Consider the following 17,720-nt stretch of genomic DNA (forward strand, 5'->3'; position numbering starts at 1 on the left):
GGCACCATCCCCCTACCGACCGGCTACCGGCGCAGATCGGTACGACCGCACCGTCAGCCGGCCGGGGATCCACCGGCGACGGTCCCGGCGGTGCGATGATGGGGTCGGTGGTGACCCTGCGGCGGCACGCCGCCCTGAGCAGCTCTGGGACGGCACGATCGACGGCCTGTACGCGGTGCCGGCCGCGGACCCGGTCAGGCCAGACCGTCGACGCGGAACACCCGTACCTGGTGGTCCTCGGTGAGCACCGCGACGACGTCGCCGACCATACCGACCGCGGCGGCCCGACCACCGGCCGCGCTGAGGCCGGCCCGCGCGGTCCGCCCGCCGGTGGCCATGTCCCAGACGGCGATTTGCTGCACCGCCTGCTCGGTGGCCACGTCGTAGCCGTTGCTCAGGACGGCGGCGCGGCCCTGCCAGATCGCGGCGGCGCTGGTGAACGTCTCCGTGACCGCGACGACCTCACCGGCCGGGTCGAGCAGGGCGAACTCGTCGACGACGCCGAACAGGTCGTCGCCGACCAGCAGTTGCCCGCCGGGGGCGGCGAACCAGTCCTCGTCGTCGGACCACTCCACCGGGTGTTCCCACCGCTGCTCACCGGTCGCGGTGTCGAACGCGACCGTACGGTGCCGGTCGTTGGCGCTGTGTTCCACCGCCGCGCAGACCCGGTCCGGCCCGCACGGCTTGACCCGCTCGACGTCCTCGGCGGCGCTGAGCTTGTGCCGCCACACCTCGTCGAACGTGGCCAGGTCGATGGCGGCGAGCACGGTGGCGCCGGGTGCGGCGTCGGTGGAGAGCACCCCGATCGCCAGGCCGCCGACGGCGGTCCACCGGCTGTCGTCCAGCGGCAGCGTCCCGGAGGCGACCACCGTACGGTCAGCCGGGTCGAGGACGAACCCGCGCCCGCTGTCCTCGTTGAGCTCGACCAGGTGCTCGGCGGAGCCGTGCCGGCTGTCGTACAGGGCGTGGTGCGCCGGCGGCAGCAGGCCGGCGCCACCGGGCACCGTGTCCGGGCTGTCGGTGAATTCGCTGACCACCTGCACCCGGGCCTCGCCGGGAGTGAGCAGGTCGTCGTCGGGGGCGTCGCGGCGCCACTTGACCGTGCCGGTGGTCAGGTCGACCCGGGCGAGCCCGTTGTCGTAGATCCCGTCGATGATTTCGACGATCACGTCCCGGCCGTAGTAGACGACGTCGGCCCGGTCCTCCCACCGGCCCTTCCACAGCTGCTCGCCGTCGCTGGCGGCGAGCACCACCCGCATGTCGGCACCCGCGTCGGTGGCCGAGTCGAAGGCGTCGACGAGGATCAGCCCGTTGACGGCGGTCAACGCCACGGTGGCCGGCTCGACCGGGATCTCGGTGGTCCAGACCGGCTGCCCGCCGCCGGGCGCGAGGGCGCCGACGGTAGTGGCGCCGGCCTGCACCGCCGCGTAGACGGCCTGTTCGCCGGAGCCGTCGGTACCCGGTGCCACGATCAGGGCGGCGGTGTCGACGTCGTCGCCGAGTGGCAGGTCAGCGACCGGCCGCAGGTCGCCGGAGGTGTCGCCGCCTCCGCCGGTGAGCTGCCCGCCGGTGAGGCCGCGTACCCCGTCGCCGGCGGCGTCGGTCAGCTCGCGCCACGTGTCGGTGAGCCAACGGGTGCCGACGGTTCCGCCGATCGCCACCACGGCGACCAGCACGGCGACCGTGGCCAGAGCGGTGACCCGCCGCCGCGCCGGGCGAGGGCGTCGGGGTCTCCCGGCCGGTGTCAGTGGCACCTTCACCGGCTGGCCGGGATCGCGTGCCGGCGGCACAAACGCCGACGACGTCGGTGGCGGTGGTGAGGAGGGTGGCGGGACCGGCGGCGGGAACGGGGTCGCGGTCGAGCGGGTCGGCCCGCCCGCCGCCGGCTCGTGGTGCAGTGCCCCGTACGCCACCGGCAGCTCCGGTTGCTCCGGCACCGCCGGGGCGACCCCGAGCCGGGCGTGCAACCGGCTGGCCACCAGCGGCATCCGGCTGGCCCCGCCGACCAGCAGCAGCCCGGCCAACCGGGCCGGGTCGACGCCGGCGAGTTGCAGGACCCGGCGGGTCTCGTCGACGGCCCGGTCGACCAGCGGGCCGGCGACGCGGTCGAGTTCCTCCCGGGTCAGGTGCATCGGGTCGTCGCGGCCGGGCACCGTCACCGGCGCCACCGCCGTACGCGACAGCATCTCCTTGGCGGCGCGGACCTCGGTCCAGAAGGCGTGCCGGTCCCGGCGGTCGGCGGCGGTGACCGGTCGCGACAGCCGGGACCACAGCCGCGGATCCCGCATCGCGACCAGCTGCCCCAGGTGCGCCACCAGGGCGTTGTCGACGTCGAGGCCACCGAGATCGTCCAGGCCGCCGGTGGCCAGCACCCGCAGCCCGGCGGCCTCGTGGCGGACCACCGCGACGTCGAGGGTGCCGCCGCCGAAGTCGAACACCGCCAGCGAGCCGCCCGGCGGGATCTGCCGGCCCAGCACCCGCCGGCAGTACGCGGCGGCGGCGATCGGCTCGTCGAGTAGCCGCACCGGGCCGAGCCCGGCCTCGGCCGCGGCGGCGCGCAGCAGGTCACGGCGCGGGGTGCCCCAGTCGGCCGGGCAGGTCAGCACGGTCGCCCCGGACGGGTGCACGCCGGCCATGGCGGCTTCGGCGGTGACCCGGCGCAGCGCGGCGCCGAGCAGCCGGGCGACCGGCAGCTCGCGCTCACCGAGCAGTACCGAGCCGTCGTCGATGCGGCGTTTCGGGTGCGGCTCGAACCGGTGCGGCTCACCGGCGGCGAGCCGCTGCGCGTCCCGTCCGGTGTGGACACCGCCGGTGGCGTCGACGAAGACACCCGAGGCCAGCAGCGGTGTGCCGTCGAACAGCAGCGGTCGGGGCGGTTCGTCGCCGCGGCGGACCACGGCGACGGTGTGGGTGGTGCCCAGGTCGACGGCGAGCCGTACCGATGTGTTCACGTGTCGTGCGGTCCTTCCGCGATGGTGCCGGCGCGACGGGTCCTCGTCGGCGGGCATGCTATCGGCCGGCCGCCACACCCCTGCCGCCTGGCGGCGCCCCTATCGGCCGGCGGAAACGGCGGTCCCGGCACCGAGCTGGCGCAGCACCCGCTCACGCAGCGTCTCGTACTGCTCGCGGCAGCGCATCGGCGGACCGTCCGGGCGGGTGACCACCGCACCGGCGGTGATCTGCTCGTGCGGGCCGAACTGATCACGGGTCAGGTCGACCTCGACGACGCCGAGCCGGTTCCACCAGTGGTAGCCGGTCCGTCGGCTGTCGGCGTGCACCTCGCCGAGCAGCAGGTCACCGCCGAGCAGGTCGTGCACCACCAGGGCGGTGACCCCGCACTGGCCACGGGCGGGGTTGCCCGGATGCCAGTCGGACAGATCGGCCGGATCGCAGGTGTCGGCGGACCAGCCGGCGCGGATGACACGTTCGATGTGGGTGAGGGTCCAGGTGCGGGGGAACATGGCGGCAGATCCTGCCACAGTGGTCTGACACGAATCCGGCGACGCGGGCCGAAGGGGCGCCCGTGTGCCTGGCCGCCGGTGACGGGCGGCAGGGTCGGCCACCCTTGCCGGTAACGGCGAGTAAGCTGCCCGGTCGTGACCGACGACAGTGTGTGGAGGGTGTCCGGGCCGCCCACGGACGGACAGTCCGCGTTGGCGACCGCCTGCCTGGCCGCCGGTGACGGGCGACTGCGCCACGGCGCGACGTTGAAGTTCTTCTGGGGGCCGATGGACTGCGGCAAGTCGACCCTGGCGCTGCAGATGGACCACAACCATGCCCGGCAGGGCCGGCGCGGGCTGGTGCTGACCCGCAACGACCGGTCGATGGGACCGCAGGTCACCACCCGGATCGGGCTGGCGCACGCGGCGATCGAGGTCACCGACGACCTGGACCTGGTGGCGCTGGTCCGGGGCCGCTGGTCCGAAGGCACCCGGGTGGACTACCTGATCTGCGACGAAGCCTGCTTCTACACCGTCGACCAGGTCGAGCAGATGGCCGACCTGGTCGACGGCTACGACATCGACGTGTTCGCGTTCGGGCTGGCCAGCGACTTCCGGGCGGTGCTGTTCCCGGCCGCGCAACGCCTGTTCGAACTCGCCGACGAGGTGTGCCGCATCCAGGTCGAGGTGCTCTGCTGGTGCGGCCGGCAGGGGCTGCTCAACGCCCGGGTGCTCGACGGCAAGGTGGCCCGCCACGGCGAGCAGGTGGTCATCGGCGACATCCTCGACCACGCCGAGGTGCGCTACCAGGTGCTGTGCCGCCGGCATCACCGCACCGGCGACCTCGGCCCCGGCTGACCGCGACCGGAGCCTGTCCGAGGCCTATTCCTCGGCGGCCGCGAGCAGGGCCGCCTCCTGCTGCGGGTCGAGCCCGAGCCGGGGCAGGTCGGTGCGCAACGCCGGGCGATGGTCCACACTGGCCAGCCACGCCCAGGTGTCGGCCACCGTGTCGGCGACCGGCCGGCAGCGCAGCCCGGCCGCGAGCGCCCGGGACACGTCGGCGCGGTGCAACGCGTCGTGCAGCCCGCCCGGCGGCAGCCAGATCGGCAGCTCGGTCCAGGGGGCGACACCGGCGGCCGCGACCGCGGCCGGGTCCACCCAGCGCAGCCGGGCCGCTCCGCCGGTCACCCGTACGCAGTGCGCGAGCAGGTCGCCCATGGTGGTGTGGCCGGGTGGGCTGACCACGTTGAACGCCCCACCGAGACCGGCGGCGGCCGCCTGCAGCAGCCAGGCGGCCAGGTCCCGGGCGTCGACGTACTGCAGCGGCAGGTCGCGCGGTCCTGGGGCGGGCACCTCGTCACCACGGGCGATCCGGTGCAGCCACCACGGCAGCCGGCCGACGTCCTCGTACGGGCCGAGGATCAACCCGGCGCGGGCCAGCAGCGCACGCTCGCCGAACACTGCGGTGGCGGCGAGTTCGGCGCCGCGTTTGGCGCGGGCGTAGTCGACGTCGCCGCCGTCGTCGGCGGACCCGTCGACCAGCGGGCCGGTCTCGTCGAGGCCGGCCGGCAGCGGGTACGCGTACACCGACCGGCTGGACACGTACGTGTAGTGGCCGACCCGTCCGTACAGCGCGGCGGCGGCGTCGCGGACCGCCGACGGCGCCCCCGCCCAGGTGTCCACGGCCAGATCCCACCGGCCGTCGGCCAGCGCGGCCAGTCCGGCGGCGGTGGTGCGGTCGCCGACGATCACCCGCGCGCCGGGCGGCGGCCGGCGCCGCCCCCGGTGCAGCACGGTCACCGTCCAGCCACGGGCCAGGGCGTCGGCGACGACGCAGCGGCCGACGAATCCGCTGCCGCCGAGCATCAGCAGTCGCATGCGGGTCACTGTGCCGGGCGGCGGCCCGGCGGCGGAAGGGGATCCTGCTCTGAGCGGAATCCCGTCGCGGGTTACTGTCGGGTAGTAACGACCGTGCGTGCCGAGGAGGATCGACGTGGACCGGTACGTCCAACCGGTGCCCGCCCCGGGTGACCCGTACCGCACCGACTGGCTGCTCGACGCCTGGCTGCGCCGCCATCTCGACCCGGCCGCGCGCACCGCCGCGCGGCCACGGCTGGCCGACCTCGCCGCCGAGGTCGACGGGCCGCTGCGGGCCGCCCACGCCGACGCCGAGCGGCACCCGCCCCAACTGGTCCGCTACGACCCGTGGGGTGCCCGGATCGACCGGATCGACACCGCCGCCGGCTGGCAGCGGCTACGCGCCGCCGCCGCCCACCACGGCCTGGTGGCGCTGCCGTACCGGGCGGACACCCGGGCGGTGTTCGGGCCGGGGGCGCGGATCGTGCAGCACGCCCTGCTGCACCTGTACGCGCCGGAGTCGGCGACGTTCTCCTGCCCGGTGGCGATGGCCGACGGCGCCGCCGCGCTGCTGAGCCGTCCCGACGTCGACCCGGCGGTGCGCGACGCCTGGCTGCCCCGGCTGACCAGCACCGACCCCGACGTCGCGGTCACCAGCGGGCAGTGGATGACCGAGGCGCAGGGCGGCTCCGACCTGGCCGGATCGACCACCGTCGCGCAGCCGGCCGGCGACGGTGGATGGCGGCTCACCGGGCAGAAGTGGTTCTGCTCGGCGGTCGACTCGGCGCTGGCCGTGGCGCTGGCCCGGCCCGCCGGCGCCGGGGCCGGCAGCCGGGTGCTCGCGCCGTTCCTGGTGCCCCGCTACGCCGCCGACTCGCCGCTGGCCGCCGCCGGCGCCGACCCGGCCGGGCCCGCCCCCGGGGTGCGGGTGCACCGGCTCAAGGACAAGCTCGGCACCCGGGCGTTGCCGACCGCCGAGGTCGGGCTCGACTCGGCGTACGCGCTGGCGCTGGGCGACCCCGACCGGCCCGGCCTGGCCCGGGCGATGACCCTGGTGGTGGTGACCCGGCTGCACAACGCCTCGGCGGCGGCCAGCGGGATGCGCCGCGGGCTGGCGTACGCGCACGCCTACGCCACCGCCCGGCGGGTCGCCGGCGGCCGGCTGGTCGACTCCCCGGCGCACCGCGGCGTGCTCGGCACCCTCGCCGTCGACACCGCCGGCGCCTTCGTCCTCGCTGGACACGTGTTCGCCCTGCTCGGCCGGGTCGAAGCCGGCGCCGCCGGCCCAGGGTCGCCGGCCGGTCCAGAGCCGGTCGGCGGTGCCCGGGACGCCGCCGCCGAGCTGCGCCTGGCCGCCCCGTTGGCCAAGCTGGCCACCGGCCGGCTCGCCGTCGCGGCCGCCAGCGAGTACGTCGAGTGCTTCGGCGGCGCCGGCTACGTCGAGGACACCGGGGTGCCACGGCTGCTGCGCGACGCCCAGGTGCTGCCGATCTGGGAGGGCACCACCACGGTGCTGGCGCTGGACGCGCTGCGGGCGGTGACCCGCGAACACGCCGCCGGGCCGCTGCTGGCCCGTGTCGACCGGGCGGCCACCGCCGCGTCCGACCCCGAGGTGGCCGCCACCCTCGCCGACACCGCCGGACGGCTGCGCGAGGACCTGAAACGGGTCGCCGCCGACCCCGGCGGGGCCGCGACCGTGGCCGGCGCCCGTCCGCTGGCGCTGCGCATGGCGTACGCGCTCGCCGCCGCGCTGCTCGTCGACCTGGCCGACGGGGAGGCCACGCGCGTGGCCGCCGGGCTGTGGACCCGGCGGTGGCTCGCCGGCGGCGACATCGCCGTCGACGCCCACCGGCACCTGGACCTGCTCAGCCGGCGGTGAGGCGCACCTGGGACGATTCGTCGGGCCGACCCGCGGACATGTCGGTGCCGCCTCGTACCGTGGGCCGATGACCGGTGGATGTGGTGGGTCACCTGCTGGGCATGCAGGCGCAGTACTTCCCCGGCACACGCCTACGCCAGGCTGCCGTGACCAACGACCACGACGACATGTCAGCAGCCGACCACTTACCGTAGCGTAACGTCGCGGCCGGTCCGTCAATGCCGTGTGTCGGCGCGCGCGACGCCGCTCGCCGGTGCACGATCTCTCCCATGGGTTCGTTGGAGATCGGCCTGGGTGTCTGGGTCGTCACGATCGTCGTCATCGCCGCGTTGCTGGCCCTGGACCTGGCGGTCGCGGCGATCCGACCGCACACCATCGGGTTCGGGGAGGCGATCGCCTGGTCGGTGTTCTACGTGGCGGCGGCGATCGTGTTCGGTCTGGTGTTCATGGCCTGGGCCGGCGGCGACTACGGCACCGAGTACTTCGCCGGCTACCTGGTGGAGAAGAGCCTGTCGGTCGACAACCTGTTCGTCTTCGTCATCATCATCAACACGTTCGCCGTACCCGAGCAGCACCAGCACAAGGTCCTCACGTTCGGCATCATCGCCGCGTTGATCATGCGGGCGATCTTCATCGCCGCCGGCGCCACCCTGCTGAACCTGTTCTCGTTCATGTTCCTCGTCTTCGGCCTGCTGCTGATCTTCACCGCCGTGCAGCTGTTCCGGCACCGCGACGAGGACCCGCAGGTCGACGACAACGTACTGGTCCGCGCCACCCGCCGGGTGCTGCCCGTCACCCCGGACTACGTCGACGGGCGGCTGCTGACCCGCGTCGACGGCCGCCGGATGGTCACGCCGCTGTTCATCGTGCTGATCGCCATCGGCAGCACCGATCTGCTGTTCGCCCTCGACTCCATTCCGGCGGTGTTCGGCGTCACCCAGGAGCCGTACATCGTCTTTGTCGCCAACGCGTTCGCGCTCATCGGCCTGCGTGCGCTGTTCTTCCTGGTCAAGGGTCTGCTCGACCGGCTGGTCTACCTGTCGACCGGGTTGGCGCTGGTGCTGGCGCTGATCGGCGTCAAGCTGGCTCTGCACTGGGCGCACGTCGACATCGACGAGCGGGTGCCGCAGGTGGCGACCCCGGTGTCACTCGGCCTGATCGTGGTCATCCTGACGATCACCATCGTGGCCAGCCTGATCAAGGTGCACCGCGATCCGACCGCCCGCGCCCACGCCGGTTCGCTGCGCGCCCACGACGAGCAGCACCGCCGCTCCAGCTGACCCGGCGCGGCCGACGGCTCAGCCCGAGCCGGCCCGCGCGGCCCGCGCGGCGGCGATCCGGTACGTGGGGTCACGGTCCAGGTTGTGCCGGTCCCGGTCGTAGCGGCGGGTGGTACGCGGATCCGCGTGCCCCATCGCGTCCTGGACGTCCTCCAGCGGCACGCCCTCGGCGCGGGCGGTGGTGGCGAAGGCGTGCCGCAGCGAGTGCGGTGACAGCCGGTCCGCCGCCGGCAGACCGGCCTCGTCGGCCAACCGGCGGACCAGCCGGAACACCGCGTGCCGGTCGAGGCGGGCGCCGGTCGCGGTGACCAGCAGCGGCCCGTCGAGCCGCTCGACCGGCACCCCGGCGAGGCACGCCCGGGCGGCCAGATAGGTGTCGACGGCGGCGGCGGTGTCCGGGGCGAGAGCCCGGCGGCGGGCCCGGCCGCCCTTGCCGACGAACCGGATGCTGCGATGCCCGCGCTCGTGGCCCAGGTCGGCCACGTCGAGGCTGACCAGTTCCCCGACCCGCAGACCGAGGTCGGCCAGGATCGCCAGGGCGGCCAGGTTGCGGGCGGCGCTGGGACGCCGGTCGGCGCGGGCGGCGGCGAACAGCGCGTCGACCTGTTCCGGGGTGAGCCCGACGGTGGACGAATGGTCGCGGCTGATCCGGGGCCGGTCGGCGTCGGTGACCGGGTTGGCCGGCACCGCCCGCAGCCGCACCAGGAACGCGTACCAGCTCGACAGCGCCGACAGTTTGCGGGCCACCGTGGCCGGGGTCAGCAGCCGACCGCTGCGCGGGTCGATGGTGGCCTCCAACTGCCGGGCATAGCCGTTGACGTCGAGGAAGCTGGCCTGCAGCGGTCCCACTTCGGCGTCGGAGCACCAGACCAGCCAGGCGGCGACGTCGCGGCGGTAGGCGGCGCGGGTGTGTTCGGACAGCCGCCGGTTACGCAGCCAGGCTTCGGTGAAATCGACCGGGGTGGCGGTGGCCAGGCTGCGGTCGGTCTGCCGGGGTGCGATGCCGGACGGGGGGAGGAGGCGGCGCATCGCAGCAGGATGCCAAAGCCGTGGCCGCAAACCCTCGCCGAAACGCCGCATGATGATCACAATCGCCGCATGGACATCTGAGCCGGATCCCGGCGAACCACCGTGAGCCCGATTCCGGCCGGCACGCCCGGCGGCGGTCACGACATGCGTACCACCTGTCCGGTGAGGTAGCGGGCCTGGTGCGACGCGAGCAGGGTGACCACCTCGGCGACGTCCTCGGGACGGGCGATACGGCGCAGCGGGCTGCCGCCGGTGACTTCCTTCTCCACCTCAGGGGTCACCCAACCGGTGTCGGTGACCGGCGGATACACCATGTTGGCGGTCACCCCGTACTCGCCGAGCTCCGCGGCGGCGGACATCGTGTAGTTCTCCTGGGCGGCCTTGGCCGCACCGTAGGAGACCTCCTCGGGGAACCCGTGCGGGCCACCGGAGGTCAGCCCGACGATCCGCCCCCAGGTGGCGTCGCGGGCCAGGTGCCGGCGGGCGAACTCGGCGATCATCAGCGCGGGCGCGCGGGCGTCAACGGCGAACTGCCGGTCGAAGGTGGCCGCGTCGACCGGGGCCAGCGGCCGGCCGAACCGGTCACTGGAGTCCGGGCGGAACGTGTCGCTGAGCCAGCCGCTGGCGTTGTTGACCAGGATGTCCACCGGGCCGAAGGAGGCGGCGGCCTCGTCGAACAGCCGGGCCGGGGTGCCCGGGTCGGCCAGGTCCGCCTCGACGGCGAGAGCCTTGCCGCCGGCGGCGACGATCCGCTCGACGACACTTTCGGCCCCCTGCGCCCGGGCCCTGCCGTACTGCGGCGGGAACGCCGGGTCACCCGCGTAGGGCGCCGGATCCAACCGCAGGTAGGTGGCGAGCACCGCCGCGCCCTGGGTGGCCAGCGCGACCGCGATGGCCGCGCCGATGCCCTGGTTGGCGCCGGTGACGATGGCGACGTGGCCACCCAGCCGGGGATCGATCATGCCCGCTCCTTCCATGGATGTGCAGGTCAGTAGCGCACACTGCTGCTGAATCCTGCGGGTCACATGGGAGGTCCGGCCCTGCGGTCGGGGACACCTGCCGCTCCAGGATGCCCTCTGCGGCACGCTCGTGCGACACGTTTTGGCGGCTCTCCCCCGGACCGCCCTACGGCACCTGTGGCCCGTACAACGCCCGACCGGCGCGAACGACGCGCGCCGGTGGCGGATGCCACCGGCGCGCGTCGAGGAGGAGGCTGTGGTCGGTTTGCGAGGTCAGTTCTGCAACTGCTTGCGGCCGTTGTCGCTGAGGCTGATCGACACCCGGCGCGGCTTGGCCCGTTCCGCCACCGGGATGCGCAGCGTCAGCACCCCGGCCTCGTAGCCGGCTTCCAGCTTGTCGGTGTCGAGCGTGTCGCCGAGGAACAACTGCCGGGTGAAGGTGCCCATCGGGCGCTCGGCGGCGACCAGTTCGACCTTGTCGCCGGTGGGGCGCTGGCGGTGGGCGCGCACCGTGAGCACGTTGCGCTCCACGGTGCACTCGATGCTGTCCGGGTCGACACCGGGCAGGTCGAAGGCCGCGTAGAACCAGTCGCCGTCGCGGTAGGCGTCCATGTGCATGACGGCCGGTCGCGCGGCGGTGCCGAAGAACTGCTCCGCGATCCGGTCGATCTCGCGGAACGGGTCGGTGCGCATCAACATCGTCGAACCTCCTGACGGTGATCCAACCGTGGATCTGTCTGTTCCGGTGGTCCCTGTTCCGGTGGCCCCCGGGGTTGAGCCCCTCAGACTCAACTTACTTATAGCTATAGCGCGCAACTCCGCCGCCGTCAAGTCGACCGGATCCGACTCACCCATCTGCACACGGTCGGGTTCCGCCACGCACCCCGACCACTCGGCCTCGACGAACAGGGCCGCGAGGTGCTGACCTATCAGCCCGGTACGGTCCCTTGGCCCGAGCGCTTCGACCTGTTCGTCAGCAGCGACGCCGCGCTGCGGCGGGTGGGCCGGCTCATCCGTGACCTGCACGACGCCGCCGCCGGTTTCGTGCCGCCCCGACGCCACCTGGCAACGGCTGATCCCGCCCGACGGCACCGACCTGATCGTCCACCACGACCTGGCACCGTGGAACCTGGTGGTCGGTGGCGAGTGGGCGGTCATCGACTGGACTCGGCCGCGGGTTCTCGTCGACGGGTACGGCCTCGACGAGACACAACGGCGCGACCTGGTGCCGATGCTGGCCCGGCGGGCCCGCTCGATGCACGACTTCCTCGCCGCGCAGGCGGCCATCGGCACCGAGCCCTGGACCCGACTGTGGCGAACCGGGCACGGTGACGTCTGGCGCCGCGACGCCGACCACATCCGGGCCCGGGAAACGGTCTGGGCGCGGGCGATGCTGGACTGACCGGACCCGCCCCGGCGGCTCAGCCGTGCGCGCCGGGCGGGTCGAACCGCGCCTCCAGCCGGTCCAGCCGCTGGGTGATCGGCGCCAGCTCGCGGCGGATGAGCGCGGTGACAGCCGCGATCGGGTCCCCGGTCGATGCCGGCGGGTCGGCACCGGCGTCGGCGGGCACCGCCGGCGTCTGTGCCCGCAGATGCACGTAGCCGGCCAGCGCCGCCGCGACCGCCCGACGGGTCACCCGCAGCTCGGCGCCGAGGCCGCGCAGCACCTGCCCGGCGGTGCCGCCAGGTTCGGCGATCAGGCCGAGCAGCAGGTGCTCACAGCCCACGTAGTTGTGCCCGAGCCCGGTGGCCTCGGTGACGGCCAGTTCCAGGGCGGCCGCGCAGCTGCCGCCGAACCGTAGCGCGACGGCGGCTGTCACCCCGGCCGCCGCCGGCCGGGGGGTGGCCCCACCGGTCGCGTCGGACAGGGCCCGGGCCAGGCGGGCGGGTTCCACCTCGATCGCCCGCAGCACCCGTACGCCGAGGTTGTCCCCTTCGTCGAGCAGCGCGGCCAGCAGGTGTGCCGTGCCGACCTGCTCGACACCGGCGACCTGGGCCTGGGCGCGGGAGCGCGACAGGACGTCGCGGGCGCGGGCGGTCAGCGCCGGCAGGCGGGCGGCGAGCTGGTCGGCGTCGAGATCTGTCAGAGCCGTCTCGCGGATCGCGGTGATCCGCCGAACCGCCTGCTCCAGCGCTCGCTGACAGACCGCGGACACCGGCACGCCGGCGTCGCGGACCGCGTCGGCGAGGTCGTCCGGCAGGTAGACGTTGATCTTCGGCATCACGGGTCACGCTCCTCGCGGCGGCTACCGCACCACCATACCATCTATAACCCCTCTAGGGTTAGATGGGGTTATAGATGGCCGATCCACTCCGTTCGGCGGGTGCGGACCACGGCTCACGATCAATCGATTCCCGGCCGACCCGCCGGCACCCCGCCTGTCGTATGAGGGACAGCCACGAAGTGCATCAGTGCTCCACTCGGGTTCCTCTCTTGGAAGACGGCGAGGGATGCCCCGCCGACGTTCGACCATACGACGAGAAAGGAACTTCCATGCCGTACGACTGGAAAAGCAACGACGAAGACCAGTTCAACGATGCCTACCAACAGATGAGCGCAGCGATGGAGATCCTGGGCTGGAATCTCGGCGACAACACGCTCGTGTACGAGCTCACCGCGAAATACGACCGGATCGGTCTCCTTCGCAATGTAGGAGCCCACGTGACCATCACCGACAACGCCTTCCGGGGCGCTCTGTCCGCCGCGATGGCCAGCGCGGACATCCACACGGCAGCCAAGAGCTCCAAGAACCCGTCTGAGACGGGGATCGGGCTGGCGCGCAAACACTACATCGCCTGTTGTCACTACCACATCACGTTCGACACGGGCGACAGTCTGTACGCGGCCGATAATCCCCGCTGGTACTCCAACGGAAATAACTTCGTCAATTGGCCGAACGACCATGCGGGAGACTGGAACGCCGTTTACAACGAGGCGTTGAAAGTGATGACGGCGATCGGCGACTGACGCCGCCGCCGCTTCGCTCCAGTCGAACCACCGTTGTGGAGCCCGGGCAGGCTTCCTGCTGCACGGCTACCGGGCTCGACATGGCAGGAGACGGTGATGAGGTGATCGGCATTCGCCCGCGCGTCGTCACATTGCGTGGCCCGGTGGATGTCGTGACTCAGGCCTCAGCGGCACTTGACGCCGGCTGGCCGGCTGGCCGGCTGAACGTCCCGCTGTCGCCCAGGAGAACCAGCCGGCCCGATGGAGCGAGCACCCCCGTCGTTATTGCACCATAACGGTCATTATGGTGTTGGCCCTGCGGGGCGTCGTCGGATCAAAGCCGACACCTTCTCTGATTATCGGATTACCGTTTATTCTAATCCGATAATCAGACCGGACCGTGGCCCGGTGGGACGGCCGGGGTCGGTATGGCGGGTTCCGCGGCCATCCCGGACTCCGCCCTCCGCGAGCCGCCGAGCGGCAGCACGCTGCCCTGCCCGAAAATCGACCCGTGACGACGACTTCCTGTGCGCGGTGGACGACGAACTTCCTCCCGCACTGCACTACTACGTGGTCTACGACGGTGCGGGGAATCCGGAAGGGCTGCTGGCCGAGGAGTTCCTGCTCGCGGCGGACCACTCCTGCGCCGGGCTGGTGAGTTGCGGCTGGAACCGGTCGGAGCGTCGCTGGCACGACGCGTCGGCCACCAGCCGGCGCTTACGCATCGACGCTGCCCTGCGGGCCCGAGTGACGCCCGTCGGCCGGCCAGCGGCAGCGGCACTCTATCGGGACCTTCGCGGCACCGACCTGCCGGACGAGGCCGCGCTGCGGGCGTGCTTCGGCGCCCCGGCGGCTCGACCACCGTCCCCCCTGCGGTTGACCGGGTCCGAAGCCACGCCCGGCTTCCACGAGACGCGCCTCTACCGGATCCTGTTCGCCGACGAATTGAGCCCCGACGGCCTCGCGGCGCTCAGCCAGGCGTGGCAGATGCCCGTCACCGGCGACCTCACGGATCCCGAGGTACACGTCCTGGGCACGGTGCGCCGCCAGGTCCGCGGCGACGCCTTCCGCTGGGATCTGCGCCGGATCGCCGCCGCCGCATGGGGGTTGGACGTGACCTGCGACCTCCTCGGAGATCATGACGAAGCGGTTGGCGTGTTGCTGCGCGGGCTGACGACGCAGATGCGCCAGCAGGGGATGATCCCCGTCACCATCGACCGGTTCCGCTGAGCGCTCCGCCGCTGCGTCGTCCTGGCCGGACAGCTGCGACCCGGCCCCGCGAACGCGGACCACGACCGCGCGCTCAACCCCTGAAGGTGTCCGTGCCCCCTGCGTGCCGCCGCCGCAGCGGACGGGTCAGGCTTCGCCACCAGCCACCGCCGGCGGCGACGCGGGTTGGCGGCGACGGATCCTCTACCGCCGGCTTGGCCATCTCGGTCTGCCGATGGCTGCGCCACTGGCGTACGACCTCGTCGGCGTCAACCGGACCGACGGCGAACCATGGCCCCGACGGCGCGGACAGCCACTGGGCGATCCGTTCGTTGAGCGCTTTGGTGACGTCGCGGACCATCCGCTCCGACGGCAGCTCCCGTACCTCGTCGGGCAACCGTTCCACCTGCCGGCGCAACTGCAGCGAGGCGGGCAGCGTCAACTCGGCCGACAACGTCTCCCGCCGCAGGTACCCCTTCACCCACCACAGGTCCTCGACCGGTTCACCGACGCCCGGCAACGGCTTGCCGGCATCGGGCAGGTCATCGAATTCGCCTCGTTGCTGCGCGGCCCGGATCTGCACCTCGACCCATGTGTCGGAGTCCAGATGCGCGGGCTTGCGTTCGGTCATCGGCGACACTCCCCGGACGTGACGGCGCAGGCGCTACGGCAACGGTCCCGGTCACAAGCGTAGCCACCGACGCTGCCACCGGCACCCATGCGCCGTCCGGGCCGTACCCGGCACACGCACTACACTTCGGCGGCGATGGACACCCCGCCGGACACCGAGACGATCACCCGACCGTGCGCGCACTGCGGCGCGCCGGTGCCGCAACGCGCCGCCGCCGGCCGGCCGTTCCGGTACTGCCGTGACAACGACGGCGCCTGCCAGCAGGCCTCCCGCGCCGACCGGATGCGGCGACGCGGCGCCCCCGGACTGGCCGGGCAGATCGCCCGCAGTTGGGAACTGGTCGACCGACTGGACCAGATGGTCGCCACCCTCACCGAGACACTGCACGCCGAACTCTCACCAGCCGGGGTGGACCGCCGGATCGCCGAGGTCCGCGCCGAGGCCGCCACGGTTCTCGCCGCGGCGCAGGCCGAACGCGACGAGGCCCGGCTGGGCGCCGAAACCGCGGCCGCCGCCGCCGCGCGGGCTCAGCAGTCGGCCACGGCGGCCGAACGAACCGTCGAGGCCGCCGAGGCGCGGGCGGCCGCCGCCGAAACCGACGCGGCGGCCGCCCGCGCGCAGACGGTGCAAGCGCGAACGGGACTCGACGCCGCGCAGCGCCGCGCAACTGCCGCCGACGCGCTGCGGCAGCAGGCCGAAACCGACCGTGACACCGCCCGCGCCGAGTCGCGTGAGCTGCGCGGCCAACTCGAACGGCAGGTACGCCGCGCCGACGATCTGACCCGCGAACTCGCCGCCGCCCGGGCAGCGACCACCGACGCCGAACGGCTGACCGAGCAGGCCCGTTCGGCCGCTGCCACGGCGACTGAGCAGGCCCGTTCGGCCGCCGTGGCAGCGGCTGAACAGGTCGAACGGGCGCGGGCCGACGCCGACGCCGCCCGAGCGGCCGCCACCGCACACGCCGACACGATCCGGCAGGTCCGGGCCGAGTCCGACCAGTGGCAGCGACAGGCGCAGGCCGCGCGCCGCGACGCCGACGCCGCGAACGCCGCCGTCGCGGCAACCCGGGTCGAGATCGCGCAGACCCGCCGCGCCGCGACCGAGGGAGAGCGGCGGCTGGCCAGCGCCGAAACCCGCGTCACCGACCTGACGGCGGCCGTGACGGCGGCACAGGCGGACCGCGACGCCACAGCACAACGTGTCACGCAGTTGTCAGCCCAGGTCAGCGACCTGGCGGCGGCGTTGGCCGCCCTCGGGGCGGCCAACCGCCCAGGTGGTGACGACCACACCGGGGAGCCCGCGACCCGGCAGTGACCTGGATCGCACCCGAGTCGTCCCCTGTGTGCCAGACTTCGTTAACACCACGTTTCCAACCGGCGGCGGGAGTTCCAACCAGCAGGCAGCAGGCTACGGCGGGCGGCGGCCGGCTACGCTCGCACAGGTCTGGTGCGGGTGCCTCGGCCGGCGCGGCAGCAAGCCGGCGGGAATCGCCCGCCCCGCACACATCGTTACACCAGAAGACCAGCACCACGACCGAGGGGATAGCCGATCATGGGCGAGCGCATGCTGCGCGGAAGCCGTCTGGGAGCAGTCAGCTACGAGTCCGACCGCAACACGGAGCTCGCGCCGCGCCAGACCCGCGAGTACCTCTGCGCCAAGGGGCATCAGTTCGAGGTCCCGTTCGCCGTCGACGCCGAGGTCCCGGTGACCTGGGAATGCAAGTTCGACGGCAGCGTCGCCCGGCTGGTCGACGGCAGCGAGCCGGAGCAGAAAAAGATCAAGCCGCCGCGCACCCACTGGGACATGCTGCTGGAGCGACGTTCGATCGCCGAACTCGAGGACATCCTCGCAGAACGGCTGCAGGAGGTCCGCAACCGCCGCGGCGGCATCTGACCCGACGGCCCTACCGCATCATCGCCGGCCCCCGACGCGCACCGCGTCGGGGGCCGGCGCACAAACACCGGTTGGCCGCCCTGTCACCGCTGGTCGTCGACGATTTCGCCGTCGATGGTCGGGCCCGTGGTGGTCGGGCCGGCTCCAGAACTCGCCGGCGGCGGATACACCCGCACCCGCCGCGGCCCGAACATCTCACCCGCCGTGGCCGAGGACATCCGCCGCTCCGCGACGACCTGGAGCCGCCGCCGCGCCGCCCGGCGCACCGGCGGCACCGCCAGTACCGCCCCGAACACGCCGCTGACCAGGCCGGGCGCGGCCAGCAGCAGCCCCGCCAGCAGGCCGAGCAGGCCGTCACTGACCTGCTCACCGGGTGGCTGGCCAGCCTGGGCCGCCGCCCGGAAGCTGCGCCACGCCCGCATGCCCTCACGCCGCAGCAGCAACATCCCCGCCGCGGACGCCACGAGCACCGCCAGCACCGCCCATCCATAGCCGATCTGCCGCGCCAGCGCCACGAAGACGACGAACTCCAGCACCAGGCCGCCAGCCAGCGCCAGCGGGACGAGCCGCAACCCTCGACGCATGGTCACCTCCCG

Annotated in this window: 17 protein-coding genes; 8 read left to right on the plus strand and 9 right to left on the minus strand. The window is 73.3% G+C overall.

The annotated features are described in order from the left end of the window. Window positions 1-194 precede the first annotated feature (194 nt). Both ACN27F_RS01335 and ACN27F_RS01340 read right to left on the minus strand, forming a co-directional pair. Window positions 195-2,951, minus strand: coding sequence for an Hsp70 family protein (locus ACN27F_RS01335; protein WP_421430713.1), 2,757 nt, complete (start codon window positions 2,949-2,951; stop codon window positions 195-197). Between the two features lie 99 nt (window positions 2,952-3,050). Beyond that, window positions 3,051-3,461, minus strand: a complete 411-nt coding sequence (locus tag ACN27F_RS01340; RefSeq protein WP_421430714.1) for a YunG family protein — start codon at window positions 3,459-3,461, stop codon at window positions 3,051-3,053. Between the two features lie 159 nt (window positions 3,462-3,620). On the opposite strand from ACN27F_RS01340, the gene ACN27F_RS01345 reads away from it, so the two are divergent. Further along, window positions 3,621-4,298, plus strand: coding sequence for a thymidine kinase (locus tag ACN27F_RS01345; RefSeq protein ID WP_421439890.1), 678 nt, complete (start codon window positions 3,621-3,623; stop codon window positions 4,296-4,298). 24 nt (window positions 4,299-4,322) lie between these two features. Here ACN27F_RS01345 and ACN27F_RS01350 read toward each other — a convergent pair whose 3' ends face one another. Continuing rightward, window positions 4,323-5,318: a reductase gene (locus ACN27F_RS01350; protein WP_421430715.1), complete on the minus strand. Its 996-nt coding sequence runs from the start codon at window positions 5,316-5,318 to the stop codon at window positions 4,323-4,325. Window positions 5,319-5,433: 115 nt separating this feature from the next. Between ACN27F_RS01350 and ACN27F_RS01355 the strand changes: the two genes are divergently transcribed. Together ACN27F_RS01355 and ACN27F_RS01360 are read left to right on the plus strand one after the other, a co-directional pair. Beyond that, a complete protein-coding gene (locus tag ACN27F_RS01355; protein ID WP_421430716.1) occupies window positions 5,434-7,176 on the plus strand; it encodes an acyl-CoA dehydrogenase family protein in 1,743 nt (580 codons plus the stop codon). A 269-nt stretch (window positions 7,177-7,445) separates the two neighbouring features. Further along, window positions 7,446-8,456: a TerC/Alx family metal homeostasis membrane protein gene (locus ACN27F_RS01360; RefSeq protein WP_421430717.1), complete on the plus strand. Its 1,011-nt coding sequence runs from the start codon at window positions 7,446-7,448 to the stop codon at window positions 8,454-8,456. 18 nt (window positions 8,457-8,474) lie between these two features. Here the strand turns inward: ACN27F_RS01360 and ACN27F_RS01365 are convergent, their stop codons facing one another. From ACN27F_RS01365 to ACN27F_RS01375, 3 genes are all read right to left on the minus strand, one after another. Beyond that, the gene (locus tag ACN27F_RS01365; RefSeq protein WP_421430718.1) at window positions 8,475-9,485 is read right to left on the minus strand and encodes a tyrosine-type recombinase/integrase; all 1,011 of its coding nucleotides are present in this window, start codon (window positions 9,483-9,485) and stop codon (window positions 8,475-8,477) included. A 137-nt stretch (window positions 9,486-9,622) separates the two neighbouring features. Continuing rightward, window positions 9,623-10,447 carry an SDR family NAD(P)-dependent oxidoreductase gene (locus ACN27F_RS01370; RefSeq protein ID WP_421430719.1) on the minus strand — a complete coding sequence of 275 codons (825 nt, stop codon included), beginning with the start codon at window positions 10,445-10,447 and terminating at the stop codon, window positions 9,623-9,625. A gap of 270 nt (window positions 10,448-10,717) precedes the next feature. After that, window positions 10,718-11,143 carry an Hsp20/alpha crystallin family protein gene (locus ACN27F_RS01375; protein WP_421430720.1) on the minus strand — a complete coding sequence of 142 codons (426 nt, stop codon included), beginning with the start codon at window positions 11,141-11,143 and terminating at the stop codon, window positions 10,718-10,720. 156 nt (window positions 11,144-11,299) lie between these two features. Between ACN27F_RS01375 and ACN27F_RS01380 the strand changes: the two genes are divergently transcribed. Continuing rightward, window positions 11,300-11,776 carry a hypothetical protein gene (locus tag ACN27F_RS01380; protein WP_421439891.1) on the plus strand — a complete coding sequence of 159 codons (477 nt, stop codon included), beginning with the start codon at window positions 11,300-11,302 and terminating at the stop codon, window positions 11,774-11,776. An 89-nt stretch (window positions 11,777-11,865) separates the two neighbouring features. Here ACN27F_RS01380 and ACN27F_RS01385 read toward each other — a convergent pair whose 3' ends face one another. Continuing rightward, the gene (locus tag ACN27F_RS01385) at window positions 11,866-12,666 is read right to left on the minus strand and encodes a Clp protease N-terminal domain-containing protein (RefSeq protein WP_421430721.1); all 801 of its coding nucleotides are present in this window, start codon (window positions 12,664-12,666) and stop codon (window positions 11,866-11,868) included. 272 nt (window positions 12,667-12,938) lie between these two features. Here ACN27F_RS01385 and ACN27F_RS01390 point away from each other — a divergent pair, with 272 nt between their 5' ends. Then, window positions 12,939-13,412 carry a hypothetical protein gene (locus tag ACN27F_RS01390; RefSeq protein ID WP_421430722.1) on the plus strand — a complete coding sequence of 158 codons (474 nt, stop codon included), beginning with the start codon at window positions 12,939-12,941 and terminating at the stop codon, window positions 13,410-13,412. 513 nt (window positions 13,413-13,925) lie between these two features. Then, window positions 13,926-14,621 (plus strand): hypothetical protein, encoded by a 696-nt coding sequence (locus tag ACN27F_RS01395; protein ID WP_421430723.1) that lies wholly within the window; start codon window positions 13,926-13,928, stop codon window positions 14,619-14,621. A 73-nt stretch (window positions 14,622-14,694) separates the two neighbouring features. Here ACN27F_RS01395 and ACN27F_RS01400 read toward each other — a convergent pair whose 3' ends face one another. After that, window positions 14,695-15,231 carry a DUF1992 domain-containing protein gene (locus tag ACN27F_RS01400; protein WP_421430724.1) on the minus strand — a complete coding sequence of 179 codons (537 nt, stop codon included), beginning with the start codon at window positions 15,229-15,231 and terminating at the stop codon, window positions 14,695-14,697. A gap of 135 nt (window positions 15,232-15,366) precedes the next feature. On the opposite strand from ACN27F_RS01400, the gene ACN27F_RS01405 reads away from it, so the two are divergent. Together ACN27F_RS01405 and ACN27F_RS01410 are read left to right on the plus strand one after the other, a co-directional pair. Further along, the gene (locus ACN27F_RS01405; RefSeq protein WP_421439892.1) at window positions 15,367-16,545 is read left to right on the plus strand and encodes a serine/threonine protein kinase; all 1,179 of its coding nucleotides are present in this window, start codon (window positions 15,367-15,369) and stop codon (window positions 16,543-16,545) included. A gap of 237 nt (window positions 16,546-16,782) precedes the next feature. Further along, window positions 16,783-17,124, plus strand: a complete 342-nt coding sequence (locus ACN27F_RS01410; RefSeq protein WP_421430725.1) for an RNA polymerase-binding protein RbpA — start codon at window positions 16,783-16,785, stop codon at window positions 17,122-17,124. An 83-nt stretch (window positions 17,125-17,207) separates the two neighbouring features. Here ACN27F_RS01410 and ACN27F_RS01415 read toward each other — a convergent pair whose 3' ends face one another. After that, on the minus strand, window positions 17,208-17,708 hold the full coding sequence (locus ACN27F_RS01415; RefSeq protein ID WP_421439894.1) for an FxsA family protein: 501 nt from the start codon (window positions 17,706-17,708) through the stop codon (window positions 17,208-17,210). Between the last annotated feature and the right edge of the window lie 12 nt (window positions 17,709-17,720).

The sequence above is a fragment of the Solwaraspora sp. WMMB335 genome, assembly GCF_049179075.1.
Classification (GTDB): domain Bacteria; phylum Actinomycetota; class Actinomycetes; order Mycobacteriales; family Micromonosporaceae; genus Micromonospora_E.

Bases quoted from the DNA above. Each gene is read 5' to 3' on its own strand.
- ACN27F_RS01340 (WP_421430714.1), bottom strand. From the start codon at position 3,461: ATGTTCCCCCGCACCTGGACCCTCACCCACATCGAACGTGTCATCCGC.
- ACN27F_RS01385 (WP_421430721.1), bottom strand. From the start codon at position 12,666: ATGCCGAAGATCAACGTCTACCTGCCGGACGACCTCGCCGACGCGGTC.
- ACN27F_RS01360 (WP_421430717.1), top strand. From the start codon at position 7,446: ATGGGTTCGTTGGAGATCGGCCTGGGTGTCTGGGTCGTCACGATCGTC.
- ACN27F_RS01410 (WP_421430725.1), top strand. From the start codon at position 16,783: ATGGGCGAGCGCATGCTGCGCGGAAGCCGTCTGGGAGCAGTCAGCTAC.
- ACN27F_RS01405 (WP_421439892.1), top strand. From the start codon at position 15,367: ATGGACACCCCGCCGGACACCGAGACGATCACCCGACCGTGCGCGCAC.
- ACN27F_RS01365 (WP_421430718.1), bottom strand. From the start codon at position 9,485: ATGCGCCGCCTCCTCCCCCCGTCCGGCATCGCACCCCGGCAGACCGAC.
- ACN27F_RS01350 (WP_421430715.1), bottom strand. From the start codon at position 5,318: ATGCGACTGCTGATGCTCGGCGGCAGCGGATTCGTCGGCCGCTGCGTC.
- ACN27F_RS01415 (WP_421439894.1), bottom strand. From the start codon at position 17,708: ATGCGTCGAGGGTTGCGGCTCGTCCCGCTGGCGCTGGCTGGCGGCCTG.
- ACN27F_RS01370 (WP_421430719.1), bottom strand. From the start codon at position 10,447: ATGATCGATCCCCGGCTGGGTGGCCACGTCGCCATCGTCACCGGCGCC.
- ACN27F_RS01400 (WP_421430724.1), bottom strand. From the start codon at position 15,231: ATGACCGAACGCAAGCCCGCGCATCTGGACTCCGACACATGGGTCGAG.
- ACN27F_RS01390 (WP_421430722.1), top strand. From the start codon at position 12,939: ATGCCGTACGACTGGAAAAGCAACGACGAAGACCAGTTCAACGATGCC.
- ACN27F_RS01375 (WP_421430720.1), bottom strand. From the start codon at position 11,143: ATGTTGATGCGCACCGACCCGTTCCGCGAGATCGACCGGATCGCGGAG.